Consider the following 17,529-nt stretch of genomic DNA (forward strand, 5'->3'; position numbering starts at 1 on the left):
CCGTAGGGTAGAACGACAGCATGTCGATCGACGCCGTCCTGCCGGAGCTGCTCGTCCGCCAGCTCGACCACTGGCTGCCGGGGGCGCTGCACCGCTCCCGGCGGGCCACCCTCGCGCTGGCGTACGCCGGTGATCCGGGCAGCGCCGAGGCGGCCCTGCGGGTGGTGGCCGGCCACGCCGACCGGCTCCGGGGCCGGCGGCTCACCGTGCTGGTGCTCGCCGACGGCGGCCCCGAACTGCCCGCCCGGCTCGGCGTCGTCGAGGCCGGCCTGCCCGGTGACGTGGCCGTGCACGTGGTGCCCGGCGACCCGGCCCGGCTGCCGGTGGCACTCAAGGCGGCCGGCGCGGCGGGCGCACCGCTGCTCACCCTGGTCGACGGCGTGCCGCCGGACCGGGCGCTGCTGGCCGCCACGACCACCGGCCGACCGGCCGAGGTGCTGCTCACCGCCGCCACGACCACCGCCCTGCGGCCGGCCCTGACCGCCGCCGGGTTTCCACTGGTCGCCGAGGTCGAGCTGGTGCCCGTCGACGGGTCACCGGCCAGCCGGGTGGCCTTCGGCACCGGGCTGGACAGGAGCCTGGAGGCGTTCAAGGACGCCCTCTGGGCCGCCGAAGGGTCCGGCGCCGCCGACAGGTCCAGGGTCACCCACGGGCCCGGGGCGGGCGACGAGTCCAGGGTCACCGACGGGTCCGGGGCCGCCGACGGGTCCATGGTGACCGGCGGGGGCGCTGCGATCCGCTACCGCGACCCGGCCGGCGGGCTGCTCGACGTCGCCGGGCCACCGGCGGCCGGTCCGTTGTGCGGCGAACTGCTCGCCGAGTTGACCCGGCACGGCCCGCGTACGGTGACCGAGCTGCGGCGGCACGCGCTGACCGCGACGGCGTACCGGGCGGTGGACGCCGGGCGCGCGCTCACCGAGCTGCTCGACACCGGTGCGGTCAGCCGCGACCCGGAGCACGGGCGGCTCGGCGGGGACGTGCTGATCAGCGCGGTCCCCGCCCCGGCCGCCCGGTCAACTGCCTGACCACGATGGACGCCCCGGTGGCGATCACCCCGATGCTGAACACCATCTGCACGCAGACGATCGCCTTGGCGAGCTGCCCCTGGGCGTGTACGTCGCCGTAGCCGACGGTGGTGAGGGTGGTCAGGGCGAAGTAGAGCGCGTCCAGCCGGGTGTGCAGCCCGGAGAACTGGTCCGGCCCGCTGCCCGCCACCACGTAGTCGGCCACCGCGAAGGCGAGCAGCCCGGCGACCAGCGCCACCACCAGGCGGCTCAACGACCGGACCTCGTCCTCGCCGACCGGGGCACCGGCACCGAGTTGACGGCCCACCTGGCGGGTCACCAGAAAGGTGACCACGGCGATCAACAGCAGGGTGCCCACCGCGCGCAGGGTCAGCCGCAGGCCGTTCGGATCAGGCTCCAACGGGATCAGGAAGTAGCTGACCAACAGCAGGGCGCAGGCCGCCAGGGTGTGCCGGCGTGCCCGCGCGTAGCTCCCGTCGTCGCGTGCCATGCGGCGATTCTGCTCCGTAGGGGCGGGGCCGACCCGGCGAATCCGGAACCCGACCGGTGCCCTACCGGGGCACAGACGTCGAACGGGACACCGGTGAACCACCGGTGCCCCGTTCGACGAAGGACGTCACGCCCGGGATTTGTCCTGCTTCCAGGACAGCGGCCCCGGCAGGTCGACGCGGTGCGCCTTGGCCTTGGAGTTCCAGGACCAGCGGCCGATCTTGATGCTCCACGACGAGAAGCCGTTCTCGGTGAAGTTCAGGATGATCGGCCCGTACTTCTTGCGCTTACGAAACATCAGGCCCATCGTGGCGCTCCCTTCGCGTTTCCTGTCGTCGTTGCCGTCTCGACCCGGTAGATGCCCGCATCCACCAAATCCGAAACCTGCTCCGGTCCGAGCTGGACGGACGCGGTGACTCAGCGCGGCTCCCACGCGTCGGGCAGGGTGGTCAGCCGCCGCACGTGCGTCGGGAGCCGGCCGCTGACCACCTCGGCGAGGCTCACCTCGTCGAGCACCTGTCGGACGGCGGCGCGGACGGCCACCCAGAGCCGGGGAAGGTTCTCCGCCGAGCCCTCGTACCGGGTCTCCTCGGGGCGCAGCCCGCGTACCCCGGCCAACGGGCCCTCGACGGCGCGCAGGATCGCCCCGACGGTGACCTCGCGCGGCGGTCGGGCCAGGGTGTAACCGCCCTCGGCGCCGCGCTGCGCGCGGACCACGCCGGCCCGACGCAGGTCGGCCAGGACCGCTTCGAGAAACTTGCGCGGCATGTCCTGCTCGCTGGCGATCGCCTGGGTGGAGAGCAGGGAGGGGTAGGCGGTGGCCAGGCTCAGGGCCGCTCGAACCGCATAGTCGCCGCGCGCGGAGATCTGCACCCTGCCATCATGCCCGTCCGGCGGGGGTGCAGGGGTCGCCGGGTCGACGTGGCGCGACGATCCGCTGCGGTGACCGCCCCCGGGCGGCCCGGAACGCACCCGGGCTCACCCCCACCTCCCGGGTGAAGAACCGGCCGAAGTTCGTCGGCTCGGGGAAGCCGAGCTGGCGACCGATCCGGGCCACCGGCTCGTCGGTGGCGGCGAGCAGCCGGCGGGCCTGGAGCGCGACCCGCTCGTCGACCACCTGCTTGGCGCTGCGCCCGGTCACCGCCAGACAGGCCCTGGTCAGGGTACGCACCGAGCAGCCCAGGCGGGCCGCATAGTCCTCCACCCGGCGGGTGTACGGGTAACCCGCCTCCACCTCCCGGCAGAACCGGCGGAACGTGGCCGCCTCGGTCCGCTGCGGATCGGTGTCGTCGGGTGCCCGTTCGGAGTCGCGGGCACCGGGCAGCAGGGCCAGCCGGATGAGCAGGACGGCGAGCTGGTGCCGGAGCAGGGCGCGGGCGGCCGGGTCGTCCCGGTGCCGCCGGTGGTCCACCACGAGTTGGGAGACCTCGTTGATGACGGCGTCCTCGTCCTCACCGGTCAGCTGGTGGTGGTGCGGCACCGCGGCGGGGTCGACGTCCAGCCCGTGCAGGGCGTCGGCGTGCCAGCGCAGCACGATCGCGTCGAGCCGCGCGGGACAGCGCAACACCTGGCCGGGCGTGGCCCGCAGCAGGGTGCCGGGCCGGCAGGGCAGCGCGTGGAAGTCCAGCTCGACGATGCCGTGCCCACCGGTGACCAGGATGAGCAGATCGTTGTCGAGCAGGACCGGCCGGGGTTGGCCGGCGCCGGGGGTGAGGTCGCCCAGCTCCAAGATGTCGATCTCGGGGCTGGGCAGGTCGGGACGGGTTGCCGGGGGGAGCTGACCGGAAGGGACCATCGTCTTCGACCGTAACCGGGGACGGCCGGGGTCGCATCCCGGCGACGGGACCCGGTCGCGCTCCCGGGTGGCCCGGTCGACCGTCGCGGGGTTGTCCGCCCGCCGGGGCCGGGCTACGTTACCGATCGGTAAGGACTGCGACGTGCGATGGGGTGCTCATGACGGATCTGTTCTCGGTCGACGGCAAGACGGTCCTGGTCACCGGCGGCTCCCGGGGGATCGGGCTGATGATCGCCCGGGGCTTCGTCCGGGCCGGGGCCACCGTGGTCATCTCGTCCCGCAAGGCAGACGTGTGCGAGGCGGTGGCCAAGGAACTGTCCGCCGAGGGGCGCTGCGCGGCGATCCCCGCCGATCTCAGCGACGACGCGGGCGCCGAGGCCCTCGCCACCGCCGTCGGCGAACGGTACGACCGGCTCGACGTGCTGGTCAACAACGCGGGCGCGACCTGGGGTGCGCCGCTGGAGTCGTACCCGGACGCCGCGTTCGACAAGCTCTGGTCGGTCAACGTGAAGGCGGTTTTCCGGCTCACCACCGCACTGCTGCCGCTGCTGCGCGCGGCAGCCGACGACGACGACCCGGCCCGCGTGATCAACATCGGCTCCATCGACGGCCTCCGGGTGCCGGCCATGGAGGTGTACGCGTACTCCGCGACGAAAGCAGCCGTGCACATGCTCACCCGCAGCCTGGCCCACCAGCTCGCCGCTGAGCGGATCACGGTCAACGCGATCGCCCCGGGCCCGTTCGACAGCAAGATGATGGCCTTCGCCCTGGACGACCCGGCGTCGCGGGCGGCAATCGCCCAGCAGGTGCCGCTCGGTCGGATCGGCCGCCCCGAGGACATGGCCGGCACGGCGATCTACCTGTCGTCGCGGGCCGGGGCGTACCTGACCGGCGCGGTGATCCCGGTGGACGGCGGCATCACCACCCACGGCTGACCGGCGTACCCGACGGGTGGCCGGCCGGGCCCGGGGGCCGGCGGTCGGGCCGCGTACCGGCGGGCCAGGTCGCGTACCGGCGGCGGGGGTCGCAATGGTGCGGACTGGAAGTGGACGGCCGGAGCCGCGCGGACTCGGCAGATCCGCGCGGCTCCGGTACGGGTCGGTCAGCGGCCGGCGAGCAGCCGGGTCACCGCCGTGTCGACGTCCAGGTGCTCGGCCTCCCGGCCGCGCGGGACGACGACGTAGGTCCGGCGCAGGAAGCGCACCAGCACGCTGCGCGGGACCTCGAACAGGGCGTTACCGTCGGGCGACGACAGGGCCAGCGCGACGAAGTCGCCGCGCGGGGTGGCCCAGGGCCAGACCCGGACGTCGCCGATGCCGGCCGGCTCGTCGAGGCCGGTGACCAGCAGTTCGCGGGCGAAGGACCAGCTCACCGCCTCGCCCCCGGCCGATTCGGCGTGGAACAGGACATGGACCGCATACGGGTCAGCAGGGTCGTAACGCAGGCTGGCACGCACCGGCAATGCGGTGGCGTCAGGCGCGACGAGCCTTAGCGACGTCTCGACCTCTACGGTCGTCGGTCGGATGACACTCATGGACGTTCTCCCCCCGGCACCGCTGCGGAACGCGCGTGTCCCGCTTTTCCCATACTCAGGTGCTACTGCTGGCTACGCTCCGCCATACGCTGACTTCACCCAGTGGTGGGAAGGGGGTCCGAATCGCCGTGAGAATGTGAGAATTCTTGTAGGATTTCCGGTTCTGCCCAGTCGGGAGCCCGTCCGAAGTCGGGTGGTTCAGTCGTCGACTTACTCCGGTAACGTCCAGTGGTCTGCGCAAGTGACGGTCCAGGACGACACTGGGGGGTGAAATGGCCACGAAACGTTCCTCAGTGGATGCGGTGAGTACGGCCGAGTCGCCGAAAGTAGGGGCCCGAGCAGCCAAAAGGCGGGGTGACAGGGTGCCGATCACACCATCGGACCGGGACGGTCGGACGACCTCCGACACCGGTCGCACCGCCGGTGCCTCCCGCGCCGCCCGAGGCCGGTCCCGACCGGCCGCCAACGGTCGGGCCCGGGGCGGCGCGGGCCGGTCGGGCCGTACCGCCCTGGCCGCCCGTCCCACCGGCTGGCGCTGGCGGCTGCGCACCACCCTTGAGCTGATCCGGGCCAACCCCACCGGCCGGGTCGCCCTCAAGATATTCATCGCCGTCGCCGGGGCGCTCGTGGTGACCGTCGGCATCGCCCTCATCCCGCTGCCCGGCCCCGGCTGGCTGATCGTCATCGCCGGCCTCGCCATCTGGGCCGTCGAGTTCCACTGGGCCCGCCGACTGCTCGGCTTCACCCGCCGCCACGTCCACGCCTGGACCCGCTGGGCCACCACCAGGTCGCTGCCGGTGCGGTTCCTGCTCGGCTCCGTCGGCCTGGTCTTCGTCGCCGTGGTGCTCTGGCTCTCGCTCAAGTACAGCCTCGGCATCGATTTGGTCGCCCAACTGCTCCGCTACCTCGCCACGACCTGAACGGGCACCCCGGGTTTTTGGCTCCGCCCCACGATCGGGTAGAGTCAACGGCGCTGAGGGCGATTAGCTCAGTGGGAGAGCGCTTCGTTCACACCGAAGAGGTCGCTGGTTCGATACCAGCATCGCCCACCCTCGATATGCAAAGCTCAAGGCCCCTCGATCGAGGGGCCTTGAGTCGTTTCTGTCGATCAATACCGGTCGAGAGGCAGCGAGAAGGCAGGTGCCGGCGGCAGGCCGGTGACGCCCTTCTGTGCAACGGCAGTGGCTCAGCTCGCTGTCAGCGGGTCTGAGGCGTACCCCTGCTCCACGCACAGTGTCGCCTCGGGGTAGTGGGCGAGCACCTTCGCGCCGTCGCGCTGCGGGTCGGCCAGGCCCACCGTGACGCACCGGCCGAAGTCGGTGCCGCAGGCGGCGAGCGCGGGGAGTAGCGCGGCCAGGCGGCGGTGCATGGTCGGACCTCCAGTGGTACGGCGGGCTGCGCCCTTCGGGCACGACGGGTACAACGAACCGGCCGGTGGTCGGGGTACCGTCCGACGAGGTGGCGACCGGGTGTCGCCTGGCCCGGTGAGCTTGGAGCGGCGCTATGGTCTCGTCTGCCGACCCGCGCTTCGGTGTAGCTCTGCGTGAGTTTCGGGAGCAGCGTGGTCTGTCGCTTCGTTCCCTGGGGCAGCGTGCTCATCGGAGTAAGAGCCATCTGCACGAGTTGGAGACGGGACTCAAGGCTCCGACAGTCGACACGGCTTGTCACCTGGATCGGGTTCTCGACGCGGGAGGTGCACTCGCGCGGTTGGTGGATGCGCCGACCGACCATGCGGCCGAGGCCGGCGAGCTGAGGGCCAGAGTCGCCGCCAGCGATGTCAGCGCGGACGTGCTCGACCGGATCGAGCAGGGCGTTGACGATCTCGCCAGTGCCTACCCGACGATGACACCGACGGGTCTCCTGCCGTTGGTGCGGCGGCATCTCTCCTACGTCGGGCGGTTGTTGGAGGGGAGGGTGACGCTCGCGCAACGGAGGCGGTTGTTGGTTGCCGGTGGCTGGTTGGCGGTGCTGCGGGCGACGGTTCACATCGACCTGCGGCAACGGACTGCTGCGGTCGCCCACCTGCGAGCCGCTCGTGACCTTGCCGAACATGCTGAGCACGGCGAGATCCAGGCGTGGTGCCTCGAAACCCGGGCCTGGGATGTGCTGACTCAAGGTGACTACCAGGGAGCACTCGATCTCTCCCGTCAAGCGCAGCGGGTCGCTCCGAAGGGGAGTTCCGCCCGCATTCAGGCGACTGCTCAGGAGGCTCGCGCCTGGGCGCGGATCGGCGATGTCGGTGCGACTCGCCGAGCGTTGGACCGGGTGGAGCGGCTGACGGCGAATCTGCCCGTTCCTGAGCGGGCCGAGCACCACTATCGCTATGACCCGGCCAAGGCTGCCGCGTACGCGGCCACGACTTTGGCGTGGGCGGGTGACCCCGGTGCCGAGCAGGTGGCGCGGGCGGTGTTGGCCGAGCTGGACCCGTACGGCGATGGGGGAGCGCGGCCCCGCCGGTCCGCGTCGGCCCGCCTCGACCTCGGTCTTGCCCTGGTCGCCGCCGGTCAGCCGGACGAGGCGGTTGCCCTGGGGGCGCAGGCGGTGGCGTCCGGACGGGTGGTGCCGTCGAACTGGTGGCGTGCTGCGGAACTGCTGGCGAAGGTGGAGCAGTCGGGAGTGCCGGAGGCAGTGACACTGCGCGATGTGTGCACCGAGTTCGCACCGGGACGGCGACTATCAGCGGACAGCACACCCGGTTAGCGGACGCTCACCCTCTGGATCGGTGGCCTGCGGAGCATGAGGCTGGACCTCGCTGAAGCCGGGCACGGAACGAGGAACACCAGTGGGGTGCTGCCCTCCATGCCCTGAAGACGGAGGGCCAGCCACATGGCGGTGAACAGCGGACTCCTGCGGCGAATTGTTGGCCGGTGCTTTCCGTCGTCGCCGGTTGTTTCCGGGGTCGGAGAACGCGTCCAGGCAGTGGAGCAGGACGCCGCCCGGCGACGGTTGTTGGACCTCGCGCGCGGCGTACCACCGCGCCCGGCAACGGGTGGGAATGCCATCTCGTCGAAGCAGCGCGTTCCGTACGACGGGTATCTGTCGGCCACGGCGCTGACCCTCGCGCGCCGGCATCGACCGGTCTGGTGTTGGCGGCGATGGCGGTGGGTCTGTCGGTGCGGGGCCGAGCTGCCCTGCCACGTCCGACACCGGATTCCGATCAGCCGTGGGCACTGGCCGACCGAGGAGGAGCAGTGACCAGTCACGGCCCGGTGCCGCCGGTCTGGAGTTGCGGCGGCTGCGACCGGCCCTGGCCGTGCCCCACCCGGCGGCAGGAACTGCGCGCGGAGTACGCCGACGCGCCGGTGTCGTTGGCCCTCCACCTCGGGGCCTGCTTCGTCCGGGCGGCCGGGGACATGCCCTGGGCACCGGCCGGCCCCCTGTACCGCCGCTTCGTCGGCTGGACCAGGCAGCCGCCGGAGGTGCAGCACCGAAGTGCGGTGACCGTGCCAGCCGCACCCGACCGGCACCAGCGCCACCAGGCCGGATGACACCCGATCCGACGGGCCGGGAGTCCACTGTCTGCTGGCCGGGCAACGGTCCGGCCGGGGACCGTAGTGGCCGTCCGGCCTCGTGACACGTTCACGTCGGTGGCTGCGGGTGCGCCTGCGGGTGCGTAGGGTCGGCGACGTGAACGCCTCCCTCGACACCCTGCCGACGATCGGTGCGCCGGCAACGCGTGCGCTGACCGCAGCCGGCTACCCGACGTTGCGCGACCTCGCGGGTGTGCCGCGCGCCGAGTTGGCCGCACTGCACGGGGTGGGGCCGAAAGCGCTCGGGATCCTTCAGAGCGCACTGGAGCAGCACGATCTCAGTCTCGGGTAGGGGTGCGGCCGGGGAAGTGCGCGACGCTGCCGCCAGCCGGTTCGGTTCGGGAACCTCCGGCCGGGCCGGACCGATCGCCTCGCTTTACGCCCTGCGATGGTCATGGCACGCTTCGTAGGCGTGCGGATGCGTGCGGTTTCAGCATGGTGGGAAGGGTAGGTCGACGGGGTTCGATGGCGAACATATGGCGGCGTAGGGCGGCGTATCCACTACTCCTCTGGCTGGTGTTGGGCGCCGTCATCGCGGGCGCGTGGAAAGTGTTCGGTAGCTCCACCCTGCTGACGGTGCTGACGATCCTGTCCACGGCGGCCGCGCTACTGCCGTTGTTCAAGGAAATCCGGTCTGAACGCGACGTCGTGAGCACCCCGGAGCAGGTCGACCAGGCCGTGCGGGTGCTCGCCATCGAGGTGCGCAAGCAGTGGGACGAGGAGTCTCGTCGGCGTCAGCTCCAGGAGACGCGGCAGATGCCGGTCCGCTGGGAGGTGGCGGAACGGCCGAAAGCCCAGTCACCGCTGCCGTCCACCGGGGAGCTGCCGCGGCTGATCGACGAGTTCGTGGGGCAGCCCCGCGCCATGGTGGTCATCGGCGAACCAGGTTCGGGTAAGACGGGCCTGTGCGTCATTCTTGCCCTCGACCTGCTGAAGGAAGCAGCCGAACGAGTTCCGCTGCTGTTGCAGATCGCCTCCTGGGATCCGGCAGAGAACCTCGACAACTGGATGGTCCGGAGACTGGTGGAGGATTATCCGTTCCTGGGTAGCGAGGCGCGGTTCGGCTCCACCGCCGGCAGTGAGATCGTCACCCAGCGCCTGGTGTTGCCGATCCTGGACGGCCTGGACGAGATGGCACCGGCGCTGCGGTCCGTCGCGCTGCGGGCGCTACACAGCGACTGGTCCGACCAGCCTTTCGTGTTGACCTGCCGTACGGAGGAGTTCCTGACGGCCAACGAACAGAACCTGCTCACGGGTCTGCTGGTCGTCCGTCTTCGGCCGCTGGAACCCCAGGCCGCGGCGAACTTCCTGCTCGACGCCAGCGCCGACGCGCGGTTGGAGGAGTGGGAGCCGGTCCTGGCCGACCTGGTCGCCCATCCGTCGAACGACCTGGCACGGACCCTGACCAATCCGCTGATGCTCGCGCTCGCACGTACCGTCTACGAGGCTGAGGACGTGTCGCCGGGTGAGCTGCTCGACAGGGAGCGGTTTCCCCGGCAGCACGACGTCGAGGAGTATCTCCTGGACCGGTTCGTTCCCACGGTGTTCCGTATCCGCCCGTACCGTGGGGTGCCGAATCCGGCCCGGGTTTCCCGTCGGTGGGATCCTGCGGTCGCCCAGCAGGCGTTGGTCTTCCTGGCCATGCATCTCCAGACCCTGGGGACTCGTGACCTCGCCTGGTGGCAGCTCACCCGTGCGGTGCCCCGTCCGGTCCCGCAGGTCGTACGGGTCACGGTGGGCACGCTGGGGTGCGGTCTGCTGGGTTGGGTGATGTTCGGGTTGTTCGGCCGGCCCTTCCTGGGAGCGGCCTTCGGCCTGGGGGTGGGCTTCCTCGCCGCGCTTCCGTTGGGAAGGTTGCGGGACAAGCGGCCGCGTCGGTTCGTACCTCGGATGCTCCGCCGCGCGGATCTGGCTCCGGAGTTTCTGGTTCGGGACATCGGCTTCGGTGTGGTGGGCGCGCTGGTCGGCGGTCTGATCGTCGGTCTGCTGTTCAGCGCCGGATACGGGGTGTTGATCGGTCTGTTCTTCGGCCTGGTGTTCGGAATGGTGCGACGGTTCACCGAGCCGACCGAGACGAAGGAACCGGCCAGTCCGGGCAACGTGTTGCGCGGCGACCGCAGCACCGTGCTGTACGGGACCGTCCTGGGGGCGACGGCGGGTGGGTTGGTCGGCGGCTTCATGGGGGGCATCGTCGGGGCCGAACAGTACGGGCTGATCTATCACCTGACCCCGGTGATGGAGGGACTCCTCGGCGCCTCGGTGGGGCTGCTGCTCGGGGCTGCCGGCCTCGGGATGATGGTCTACGCCACCAGCGCGTGGGCTCAGCTCGTGTTGGCGCGGATCTGGCTGGCGTGGCGTGGCCGAACGCCGCTACGGCTGATGACGTTTCTTGCCGACGCGCACAAGCTCGGCGTGCTGCGCCAGGTGGGGCCGCTCTACCAGTTCCGGCACGGGCTGCTCCAGGACCGTCTGGGGCGGCCGGTACCGGGGCCGGTGGAAACGCCGGAGGCGGAGCCGGCGGTTCGCGGATGACGGTCGGGTGGGGCGGGGATCACGTCGCCCGCGCCGTGGTGAGTTGCACCGGCCCGCTGAGGGACCAGTGCGCCACCCGGCCGGGCCACCGGTCGCCCGACCCGGTGTCGCCCACGCCCGCGACGTAACGGGCCTGCGGAAACCGGATGCGCGCCCAGGTGATGGGTATGTCCACCGGGCGGATCTGCAGGTCGGCCAGACGTCTCCGCACGCTGTCGCTGCCGCGACCGGCACCGTCGCTGCCCCAGTAGCCGAACTCGATTCGCGCCTGCGGCGAGACGTCGGCACCGAGGTCGGTCTGCTGGTGAAGCAACCAGGCCACGTCGGCGGGGTCGGTCAGATCCACCGTGCGGACGGCGGACCGGGTTTCTTCGACGGTCACCTGTACCCGGAGCGCGACCACCTCGAAGGGGTGTCGCCGTAGCAGCTGTGACAGGGCCTCGAGCCAACTCCGTTCGAAGGCCTGTTGTCGCCGTTCGAAGATCACCAGTGCGACGGCACGCGCGAGCGTGTAGCCGATCATCGCGACAGCGGTCCAGGTCGCCAGAACGTGGTCGACCAGCAGACGATCGGCGATCACGGCGAGCGCGGCGGCCACCAGCCAGCCCAGGGTGACGTTACGGGCGTGGGCGAAGGACGACCGGTGGGAGCCGACGGTGAACCGCCGCACGAGCGCGGCCGGCCAGCCCAGTGGTGCCGGGGGTATCGGGACACCCGGCTGTACGCTGCCCGACTCGGCCAGCATCCCCTCTGCTGTCCTCACCGCCTGCCGCCTCTCGCCGGCACCCCTGCCCGCGCTGCCGTCGTGCTCCTCGGCCGCGATGACCACGCGGGCCGCTCGCCTCCCGGGTCCACCGTCCGGGAGCGATCGGCTCTCTCCGGTTCACTCTACCGGCCGCGACCACGCCCCCACCGAACGTGAAGACAAAAAGCTAAATTGTACCCGCGCGTCAGCCGCTGTCATCGGCATGGGGATTCTCCGCCACGGGACCGATGTTCCCTGCCGGCCAGAAGAGCAACCGGTGGGGCCGGCGATCGGTGGGGTCGGGTTCCGCTGCGGGGAGACGCGGGCGGGCGAGGGTGCCGGCTCGCTGCCGGTGCCGGTCGATCAGGTGATGGACCAGCCCACCCGCCAGCATCATGAACAGCATTCCGAACAGTCGGTCACGGCTGCCCCCGGGGTACCGGTGGCGGAACTCCCGGCGTAGGTGCCCGATTCGTCGGCCGGTCTCGAACAGGGTGATCGATCCCAGCGTCACCTCGGTGGTCACGCCGGTGGCGCGGTCCAGCGCCACATCGTGGTAGTCGTCCAACACCTGGAGGACGTCGCCGAGTTCCACGAGTAGCCGCTGGTCGAGCGGTGGCAGCGCCGGCCGGAGCAGCCCGAAGAGCGCTGTCGTGCCGAGCCCGCCCTTGCCGCGGGTGATGCGCCGCAGGGCCTGCCCCGAGACGACGGACCCACGCTGCTGCCGCGACTGGATCTGGAACCGGTGCATCCGGCGAAGCGCCGCATGGACCGGTGCGGAATCCTCGTGCCGCAGCACCGTCTCGATGGCGCGGTAGAGCCCCAACAGCATCGTCTCGGCATCCGACTGTGGCTGGAAGGAACCGCCGTCGAACAGGACCGTCAACCGCTCGTCCAGGTCAGGGGCGCGGAAGTTGTCGAACAGGTCATCGTACACCCGGGTGAAGGAGCTTCCCAGCACGGCCCGGTCGGCCCGGAAGGCGATGCCCGTGGCCTGCGCGTAGCCGGACATGGCCAGACACACCTTGACACTGGTGCCCAGCAGGATCCGCGAGATCTGCCGTCGTCGGCCCACACCGGTGATGCTCGCGTCGATGATCGGCCCCACCGTCCGGTCGAAGACCTCGATGATCCCGTCGACGTCGCGTCTGACGAACCGATACACGCCCGGCCAACCCAGCGCCAGTGGCGCGAGACGCAGTACCGCGACGACCTCAGTGGACACGGCCGGTGCACTCGGGCCGAGCCGACCGGGACGGCCCTGATGATTCTGGACCCGTCACCGCCGGCCACCGTGCCTGCCGGGCGGCCGGTGCGAGTGCGTTGCGGGGATCGATCGTTGCCTAGGGGCTGTTTCACGACTGTGGGGCATGTGTCGACACTATCGAAGAACATCACCGGGTGTGTTCGGCTGATGACGCGCCGGTTCGCAGTGGTGACCTCGGCGCGGGCCGGAGGGGGTCAGCACACGGCCCGGTCGTGAGCTGGGGGACGCCACGACCACTCTCGGCTTCTCCGTCACCGATTGTGCCGGGTGGTCCGGTGGTGCGGCGTACTGAATCGGGGATTCACTGTCTGTCCACTGGGGCGACCTACCCTGCCTGGCATGACATCGAAGCGTTTCGAGTTCCGTCGTGCGGTGGCGACGGTCGTCGCGTCGGTCGGCGCGGTCGCGCTGGTCGTGGCACCGACGACGCCCGCCTCGGCCTCCACCATCCGCGACGGGTGGGTGCAGCTCTGCCCCTGGGGCAACTACCGGGTGCACCTCGAATACCTGACCCTCAACAACCAGACCGTGCAGCTGGGCCCGGTCCTCGACCCGGGGGCCGACTGCTGGTGGGGGCCGGTGCCGACCGGCAGCGAGGCCACCCTGATCTCGGTCGTCGGGCACTTCAACACCAGCACCGACACCTTCCTGGTGATCGGCCCGAACCGGAAGTACGAGACGTTCTACAACGGCGTCACCGGGATCGGCATCGCCGCCGAGGGCACGACCGCCTCCGGTGGCCGTAAGGACGCGCACTACTACCGGTACTGACCCACCCGGAACAGGGGAGACGTTCATGGTCCGCGCTGCCCGCGTACTGCTGGGGCTGTTGCTCATCGCGACGGTCGCCGTGCCCCCGCCGTCGTCGGCGCAGGCAGCGGCCCGGCCGGCGGGGGTGCCGCCGTCGACAGGCGGGGCGGCGTCGCTGGTGGCGGGCGTCGCGGGGGATGCCGAGCTGACCGCCGGCAACCGGATCGGCGGGGTCGCCGGGATGCCCGACTGGTCCCGGGTCGGCTATCTCGGCGGCCAGTCGTTGCCGACCGACGGTGATCTGGCCGGCGGCGCCTGCACGATCGACCCGGCCCGGCTGGCCGGTGAGTTCGGGGTCCGCGCGGACGATTCGGTGGACGACAGCGTGGGCCTCCAGTCGGCCATCGACCGGATCAAGGCCAACTGCTCGCCGTCGGGCAACGCCCGCCGGCTCTCGCTGATCGCGCTGCCGGCCGGGCGGATCGACATCTCCCGGCAGATCTACGTCGACGCGAACTTCCTGGTGCTGCGGGGCCAGGGCGCGGGCAGCGGCGGGACCCGGGTGGTGTTCCGGCCGGACGTCAACACCCGGTACGACACGCTGACCGCCGACGGCAGCCGGTGGAACCAGGACACCATGACGTTCGGCTCGGCACCGGACACCGGCACCGGGGGCTGGATCTGGCCGGGCCGGGCGTTGTTCAAGGTGCAGACCCGCGAGGTCGCCGAACGGTACGCCGACGAGTGGTCCGCCGCCCCCGCCAACCGTAAGGACCTGTTCGAGGGCTCGATCAACCAGCACTGGGCCTCCGGCCAGAAACTGGGATCGGCCTCCACCGACCCGGGGTTCTCGGCCCGCGCCGGGCAGAACGTGATCCGGCTCGACGCCAAGGCGAAGATGGACGGCTTCCGGGTCGGCGGCTACGTCTGGGTCGGGGTGGCCAACAGCCTGCGCTTCTACGAGCAGCAGGGGCTCGCGCCGGACGACCCGGGCACCCGGGAGAACCTGCACATGCGCCAGCAGATGTTCCGGGCGACCGCCGTGAACACGTCGGCGAAGACCGTCACCCTGGACCGCCCGCTGGAGTACGACGCGCCGGTCGACTCCACCTCGGACGGCTCCGCGCCGATCGCCGGCAACGTCTACACCAGCAAGATCACCCCGCTGCGTGCGGTGGAGGGCGTCGGCTTCGAGAACTTCGCGTTCTCCCAGGAGATGTCCGGCCTGCCCAAGCTGCTCGGTGGCGTCTACCAGCCGAGCCCGACCGACGCCGTGCACAACTACGGCAACCTGGCCCCCGAGTACGCCATGCACGGCATCGCCTTCAAGTGGGCCGCGAACAGTTGGGCGCGTGGGTTGGCCGGGTCGATGACCGGCTCGCACCCGATCGTCACCGAGGTCGCCCGCAACCTCCAGATCGAGCACAACACGTTCGACGGGGCGTGGAACAAGGGCAAGGGCGGCAACGGCTACCTGCGCGGCAGCCGGGTCTGGGACTCGCTGTGGGCCTACAACACCAGCCGGAACCTGCGGCACTTCACGTTCCAGTGGTCGGCCAGCGGCAACGTGGCGTTCGGCAACGACCTGGATTCCGACCTCAACCTGCACGGCGGCTGGGAACGCTACAACCTGTTCGAGGGCAACACCGTCCGCGTCCCGTACGAGCACCGGTCCGGCAGTTGCACCGCCAACTGCGGCGGCGAGGGCGGCGAACTGGAGGACGGCACCTGGTTCCCGATCTGGTGGGCGGCGGCGGCGAAGGCGATCAAGTGGTCCGGCGCGTCCGGCCCGCAGAACGTCTTCCACCGCAACACGATGATCAAACAGTCCGTCGCCGGTGGTCCCTACCTGCCCTACGAGCCGTATTCCAGCGACGGCGCCGATGCGGAGGCGATCTACCAGTTCGGGTCCGACCAGGCGAATCCGCGCGCGTTCACCCCGCTGAGCCAGGGCGGTACGGCGATCAAGGACTGGTCCGGCCGGGAGACCGTGAACTACGCCGGCCAGGGTGTCGCGGTACGCACCGGCGAACGGTGGCCGTCGCTGTTCCTGCGCGACGTCGGCCAACTCGAACCACGCGACGGCAACCGCCGGACGGTCGTGACCTGGAACATGCAGGGCGCGGGTTCCAGCGCGGGCGGCACCTACGAGAACAAGTACGCGACCGTGACGGGTTTCCTCAGCGCGGGGGCGCTGGCGGTGGCGCTCCAGGAGGCCGGGTCGCCACCGGCCGGCAGCGCGCACGAGCGGGGCCAGTACACCCAGAACGTGTTCCAGAACAACGGTGTCTTCCCTCCAGTGTACGAGTACTACCTGGGCACCCTGCTCGGTGAACCCACCCGTCACCTGTACTGGTTGAACACGGACACCTCGACGCAGGGCCCGAACCGGGTCAACCTGGCCATCGCCACCGCCCAGCGGGCCGACCAGATCGCCCTGGTCCCCGGTCAGGCGGGCGCCCGGCCGGCACTCGGCGTGCGGATCGGTGAGACGTTCTTCTTCACCGTGCACGGCTGGTCGGGCAACGGCGCCGGCAACGACATCCCGACCACGCTGGCGAACATCCGCACGTACATCCAGAACAACCCCGGCCCGAACGGCCCGTACGAGTGGATCGTGCTCGGTGACTTCAACCGTGAGCCCCAGGATCTGCGCAACGCCCTGCCGGCCAACCAGTACGGCGTGATGGCCCCGGACGGCAACACCCACCCGACCCTCGGGCCGGTACGCACGCTTGACTACGCCGTCACCGCCTTCGGCAACGGTGCGCCGCGGCTCTTCCAGGCCCACACGGAGACGACGATCACCAACTCCGACCACCACCCGGTGACCTACGGCTTCGAGCTGCGCGCCGCCGCGCAGGTGCCGCCGCTGTCCACGCCGACGAGGCCCGGCCAGGCCCTGCTGCGCAACGCCGCCACCACCCGGGTGGCCGACGCCGAACCTAACGGCGGGCCGCTGGTCGTGGACACCGCGTACGACCCGTCGCGGGCGCAACAGTGGCGGTTGGAAGGGGACAACGAGTTCCCCGGTCACCTGCGCCTGCAACGGGTACGGGAGGGCAACTCGACCGACGACCGCTACCTGGGCCTGGCCGACGCCGCCCCGGACGCCCGCGCGGCACTGGGCTGGTCACCGTCGCTGGCCCAGCTGTGGCGGCCGGTGAGCAACGGCGACGGCACGTACACCCTGCTCAACTACCTGACCGGCCAGGCGCTCACCGCGCTGCCGGGCGACTTCCTGCTGGCCGCCCGGGACGCGACCGACTCGCCGTACCAACGGTGGTTCCTCTCCTCCTCGACGGACCTCGAACTGCGGCGGGACATCCTGCCCGTCACCGCCCCCGCCGGCACGGAGGCCGAGCTGGGGGTGGCCGGCCCGGACGGCGTCGAGGGCCGGCCGGTGCAACTGCTGCCCACCACGACCGGCACCAGGGAGTGGCAGCCGGTGCCGGCCGGGCAGCGCGGTGCCGACCGGTGCTTCTATCTGCTCCACGGCGACGAGTACCTGACGTCCACCCCCGACGGGGGCCTGCCCCGGCCCGGCGCCCACGTCGTGCTCGACGACTACGACCCGCACAGCGAGGGACAGCTCTGGTGCGTCCACCAGGACAGCACCTCGATGAGCATCTACAACAACACGGTCGTGCAGGGCCAACTCGTCCAGACCTACCTGACCGGGCACGGCCTGAACGCGCACCTGAGCGTGGAGTCCGTGCCGGACAACGGGCGCGACGGCTGGCGTTGGTGAGTGACGCCCGGTCAGCCGGCCACCGCCTCGGGCGCGCCCTGCTCTCCGGTCGGCATTGCGGCCTTTCGCGTAAGCTGAAGGCCGTCGATGTCGTCGACGGCCGGGGGTACC

General features: G+C 71.0%; 17 protein-coding genes and 1 tRNA gene. 10 read left to right on the forward strand and 8 right to left on the reverse strand.

From position 1 onward, the window contains the following. Positions 1-20 precede the first annotated feature (20 nt). Positions 21-1,025 (forward strand): hypothetical protein, encoded by a 1,005-nt coding sequence (locus tag AB0C22_RS28450; protein WP_357538000.1) that lies wholly within the window; start codon positions 21-23, stop codon positions 1,023-1,025. Here the strand turns inward: AB0C22_RS28450 and AB0C22_RS28455 are convergent. The 4 genes from AB0C22_RS28455 to AB0C22_RS28470 all read right to left on the reverse strand — a co-directional run bounded on the left by AB0C22_RS28455 (position 985) and on the right by AB0C22_RS28470 (position 3,309). Beyond that, positions 985-1,515 (reverse strand): potassium channel family protein, encoded by a 531-nt coding sequence (locus tag AB0C22_RS28455; protein ID WP_219468943.1) that lies wholly within the window; start codon positions 1,513-1,515, stop codon positions 985-987. The two genes, AB0C22_RS28450 and AB0C22_RS28455, sit on opposite strands and share 41 nt — an antisense overlap. Before the next feature lie 126 nt (positions 1,516-1,641). After that, positions 1,642-1,821 carry a DUF4236 domain-containing protein gene (locus tag AB0C22_RS28460; RefSeq protein ID WP_208569874.1) on the reverse strand — a complete coding sequence of 60 codons (180 nt, stop codon included), beginning with the start codon at positions 1,819-1,821 and terminating at the stop codon, positions 1,642-1,644. Between the two features lie 110 nt (positions 1,822-1,931). Further along, positions 1,932-2,387, reverse strand: a complete 456-nt coding sequence (locus tag AB0C22_RS28465) for an Rrf2 family transcriptional regulator (protein ID WP_208569873.1) — start codon at positions 2,385-2,387, stop codon at positions 1,932-1,934. A gap of 7 nt (positions 2,388-2,394) precedes the next feature. Beyond that, on the reverse strand, positions 2,395-3,309 hold the full coding sequence (locus AB0C22_RS28470) for an AraC family transcriptional regulator (RefSeq protein WP_357538002.1): 915 nt from the start codon (positions 3,307-3,309) through the stop codon (positions 2,395-2,397). 158 nt (positions 3,310-3,467) lie between these two features. Between AB0C22_RS28470 and AB0C22_RS28475 the strand changes: the two genes are divergently transcribed. Beyond that, the gene (locus AB0C22_RS28475; protein ID WP_219468949.1) at positions 3,468-4,244 is read left to right on the forward strand and encodes a glucose 1-dehydrogenase; all 777 of its coding nucleotides are present in this window, start codon (positions 3,468-3,470) and stop codon (positions 4,242-4,244) included. A 167-nt stretch (positions 4,245-4,411) separates the two neighbouring features. On the opposite strand, the gene AB0C22_RS28480 is transcribed toward AB0C22_RS28475, so the two are convergent. Beyond that, positions 4,412-4,843, reverse strand: a complete 432-nt coding sequence (locus AB0C22_RS28480; RefSeq protein WP_053653619.1) for an SsgA family sporulation/cell division regulator — start codon at positions 4,841-4,843, stop codon at positions 4,412-4,414. A gap of 272 nt (positions 4,844-5,115) precedes the next feature. Here AB0C22_RS28480 and AB0C22_RS28485 point away from each other — a divergent pair, with 272 nt between their 5' ends. Beyond that, a complete protein-coding gene (locus AB0C22_RS28485) occupies positions 5,116-5,763 on the forward strand; it encodes a TIGR02611 family protein (protein ID WP_208569870.1) in 648 nt (215 codons plus the stop codon). A gap of 57 nt (positions 5,764-5,820) precedes the next feature. Next, positions 5,821-5,892: transfer RNA gene (locus AB0C22_RS28490), tRNA-Val, on the forward strand. Positions 5,893-6,029: 137 nt separating this feature from the next. On the opposite strand, the gene AB0C22_RS28495 is transcribed toward AB0C22_RS28490, so the two are convergent. Next, positions 6,030-6,212, reverse strand: a complete 183-nt coding sequence (locus AB0C22_RS28495) for a hypothetical protein (protein ID WP_219468953.1) — start codon at positions 6,210-6,212, stop codon at positions 6,030-6,032. Positions 6,213-6,346: 134 nt separating this feature from the next. On the opposite strand from AB0C22_RS28495, the gene AB0C22_RS28500 reads away from it, so the two are divergent. The 4 genes from AB0C22_RS28500 to AB0C22_RS28515 all read left to right on the forward strand — a co-directional run bounded on the left by AB0C22_RS28500 (position 6,347) and on the right by AB0C22_RS28515 (position 10,905). Further along, positions 6,347-7,543 carry a helix-turn-helix transcriptional regulator gene (locus tag AB0C22_RS28500; protein WP_219468956.1) on the forward strand — a complete coding sequence of 399 codons (1,197 nt, stop codon included), beginning with the start codon at positions 6,347-6,349 and terminating at the stop codon, positions 7,541-7,543. A 491-nt stretch (positions 7,544-8,034) separates the two neighbouring features. Continuing rightward, a complete protein-coding gene (locus AB0C22_RS28505; protein WP_219468959.1) occupies positions 8,035-8,331 on the forward strand; it encodes a hypothetical protein in 297 nt (98 codons plus the stop codon). A gap of 139 nt (positions 8,332-8,470) precedes the next feature. Next, on the forward strand, positions 8,471-8,665 hold the full coding sequence (locus AB0C22_RS28510; protein WP_219468962.1) for a helix-hairpin-helix domain-containing protein: 195 nt from the start codon (positions 8,471-8,473) through the stop codon (positions 8,663-8,665). Between the two features lie 173 nt (positions 8,666-8,838). Next, the gene (locus tag AB0C22_RS28515; protein WP_219468965.1) at positions 8,839-10,905 is read left to right on the forward strand and encodes a hypothetical protein; all 2,067 of its coding nucleotides are present in this window, start codon (positions 8,839-8,841) and stop codon (positions 10,903-10,905) included. Positions 10,906-10,924: 19 nt separating this feature from the next. Here AB0C22_RS28515 and AB0C22_RS28520 read toward each other — a convergent pair whose 3' ends face one another. Both AB0C22_RS28520 and AB0C22_RS28525 read right to left on the reverse strand, forming a co-directional pair. Further along, the gene (locus tag AB0C22_RS28520; RefSeq protein WP_219468968.1) at positions 10,925-11,503 is read right to left on the reverse strand and encodes a hypothetical protein; all 579 of its coding nucleotides are present in this window, start codon (positions 11,501-11,503) and stop codon (positions 10,925-10,927) included. A gap of 352 nt (positions 11,504-11,855) precedes the next feature. Then, on the reverse strand, positions 11,856-12,815 hold the full coding sequence (locus tag AB0C22_RS28525) for a class 1 isoprenoid biosynthesis enzyme (protein WP_357538006.1): 960 nt from the start codon (positions 12,813-12,815) through the stop codon (positions 11,856-11,858). A 441-nt stretch (positions 12,816-13,256) separates the two neighbouring features. On the opposite strand from AB0C22_RS28525, the gene AB0C22_RS28530 reads away from it, so the two are divergent. Together AB0C22_RS28530 and AB0C22_RS28535 are read left to right on the forward strand one after the other, a co-directional pair. Continuing rightward, positions 13,257-13,688, forward strand: coding sequence for a hypothetical protein (locus AB0C22_RS28530; protein WP_219468973.1), 432 nt, complete (start codon positions 13,257-13,259; stop codon positions 13,686-13,688). Between the two features lie 25 nt (positions 13,689-13,713). Beyond that, the gene (locus tag AB0C22_RS28535; RefSeq protein WP_357538008.1) at positions 13,714-17,418 is read left to right on the forward strand and encodes a hypothetical protein; all 3,705 of its coding nucleotides are present in this window, start codon (positions 13,714-13,716) and stop codon (positions 17,416-17,418) included. The last annotated feature ends 111 nt before the right edge of the window (positions 17,419-17,529 follow it).

Origin of the sequence: Micromonospora sp. NPDC048894 (assembly GCF_040649765.1) — a bacterium.
GTDB lineage: Bacteria > Actinomycetota > Actinomycetes > Mycobacteriales > Micromonosporaceae > Micromonospora > Micromonospora antibiotica.

Coding starts and splice junctions, on each gene's coding strand:
- AB0C22_RS28450 (WP_357538000.1), top strand. CDS start 21: ATGTCGATCGACGCCGTCCTGCCGGAGCTGCTCGTCCGCCAGCTCGAC.
- AB0C22_RS28455 (WP_219468943.1), bottom strand. CDS start 1,515: ATGGCACGCGACGACGGGAGCTACGCGCGGGCACGCCGGCACACCCTG.
- AB0C22_RS28460 (WP_208569874.1), bottom strand. CDS start 1,821: ATGGGCCTGATGTTTCGTAAGCGCAAGAAGTACGGGCCGATCATCCTG.
- AB0C22_RS28470 (WP_357538002.1), bottom strand. CDS start 3,309: ATGGTCCCTTCCGGTCAGCTCCCCCCGGCAACCCGTCCCGACCTGCCC.
- AB0C22_RS28475 (WP_219468949.1), top strand. CDS start 3,468: ATGACGGATCTGTTCTCGGTCGACGGCAAGACGGTCCTGGTCACCGGC.
- AB0C22_RS28480 (WP_053653619.1), bottom strand. CDS start 4,843: ATGAGTGTCATCCGACCGACGACCGTAGAGGTCGAGACGTCGCTAAGG.
- AB0C22_RS28485 (WP_208569870.1), top strand. CDS start 5,116: ATGGCCACGAAACGTTCCTCAGTGGATGCGGTGAGTACGGCCGAGTCG.
- AB0C22_RS28495 (WP_219468953.1), bottom strand. CDS start 6,212: ATGCACCGCCGCCTGGCCGCGCTACTCCCCGCGCTCGCCGCCTGCGGC.
- AB0C22_RS28500 (WP_219468956.1), top strand. CDS start 6,347: ATGGTCTCGTCTGCCGACCCGCGCTTCGGTGTAGCTCTGCGTGAGTTT.
- AB0C22_RS28515 (WP_219468965.1), top strand. CDS start 8,839: ATGGCGAACATATGGCGGCGTAGGGCGGCGTATCCACTACTCCTCTGG.
- AB0C22_RS28530 (WP_219468973.1), top strand. CDS start 13,257: ATGACATCGAAGCGTTTCGAGTTCCGTCGTGCGGTGGCGACGGTCGTC.
- AB0C22_RS28535 (WP_357538008.1), top strand. CDS start 13,714: ATGGTCCGCGCTGCCCGCGTACTGCTGGGGCTGTTGCTCATCGCGACG.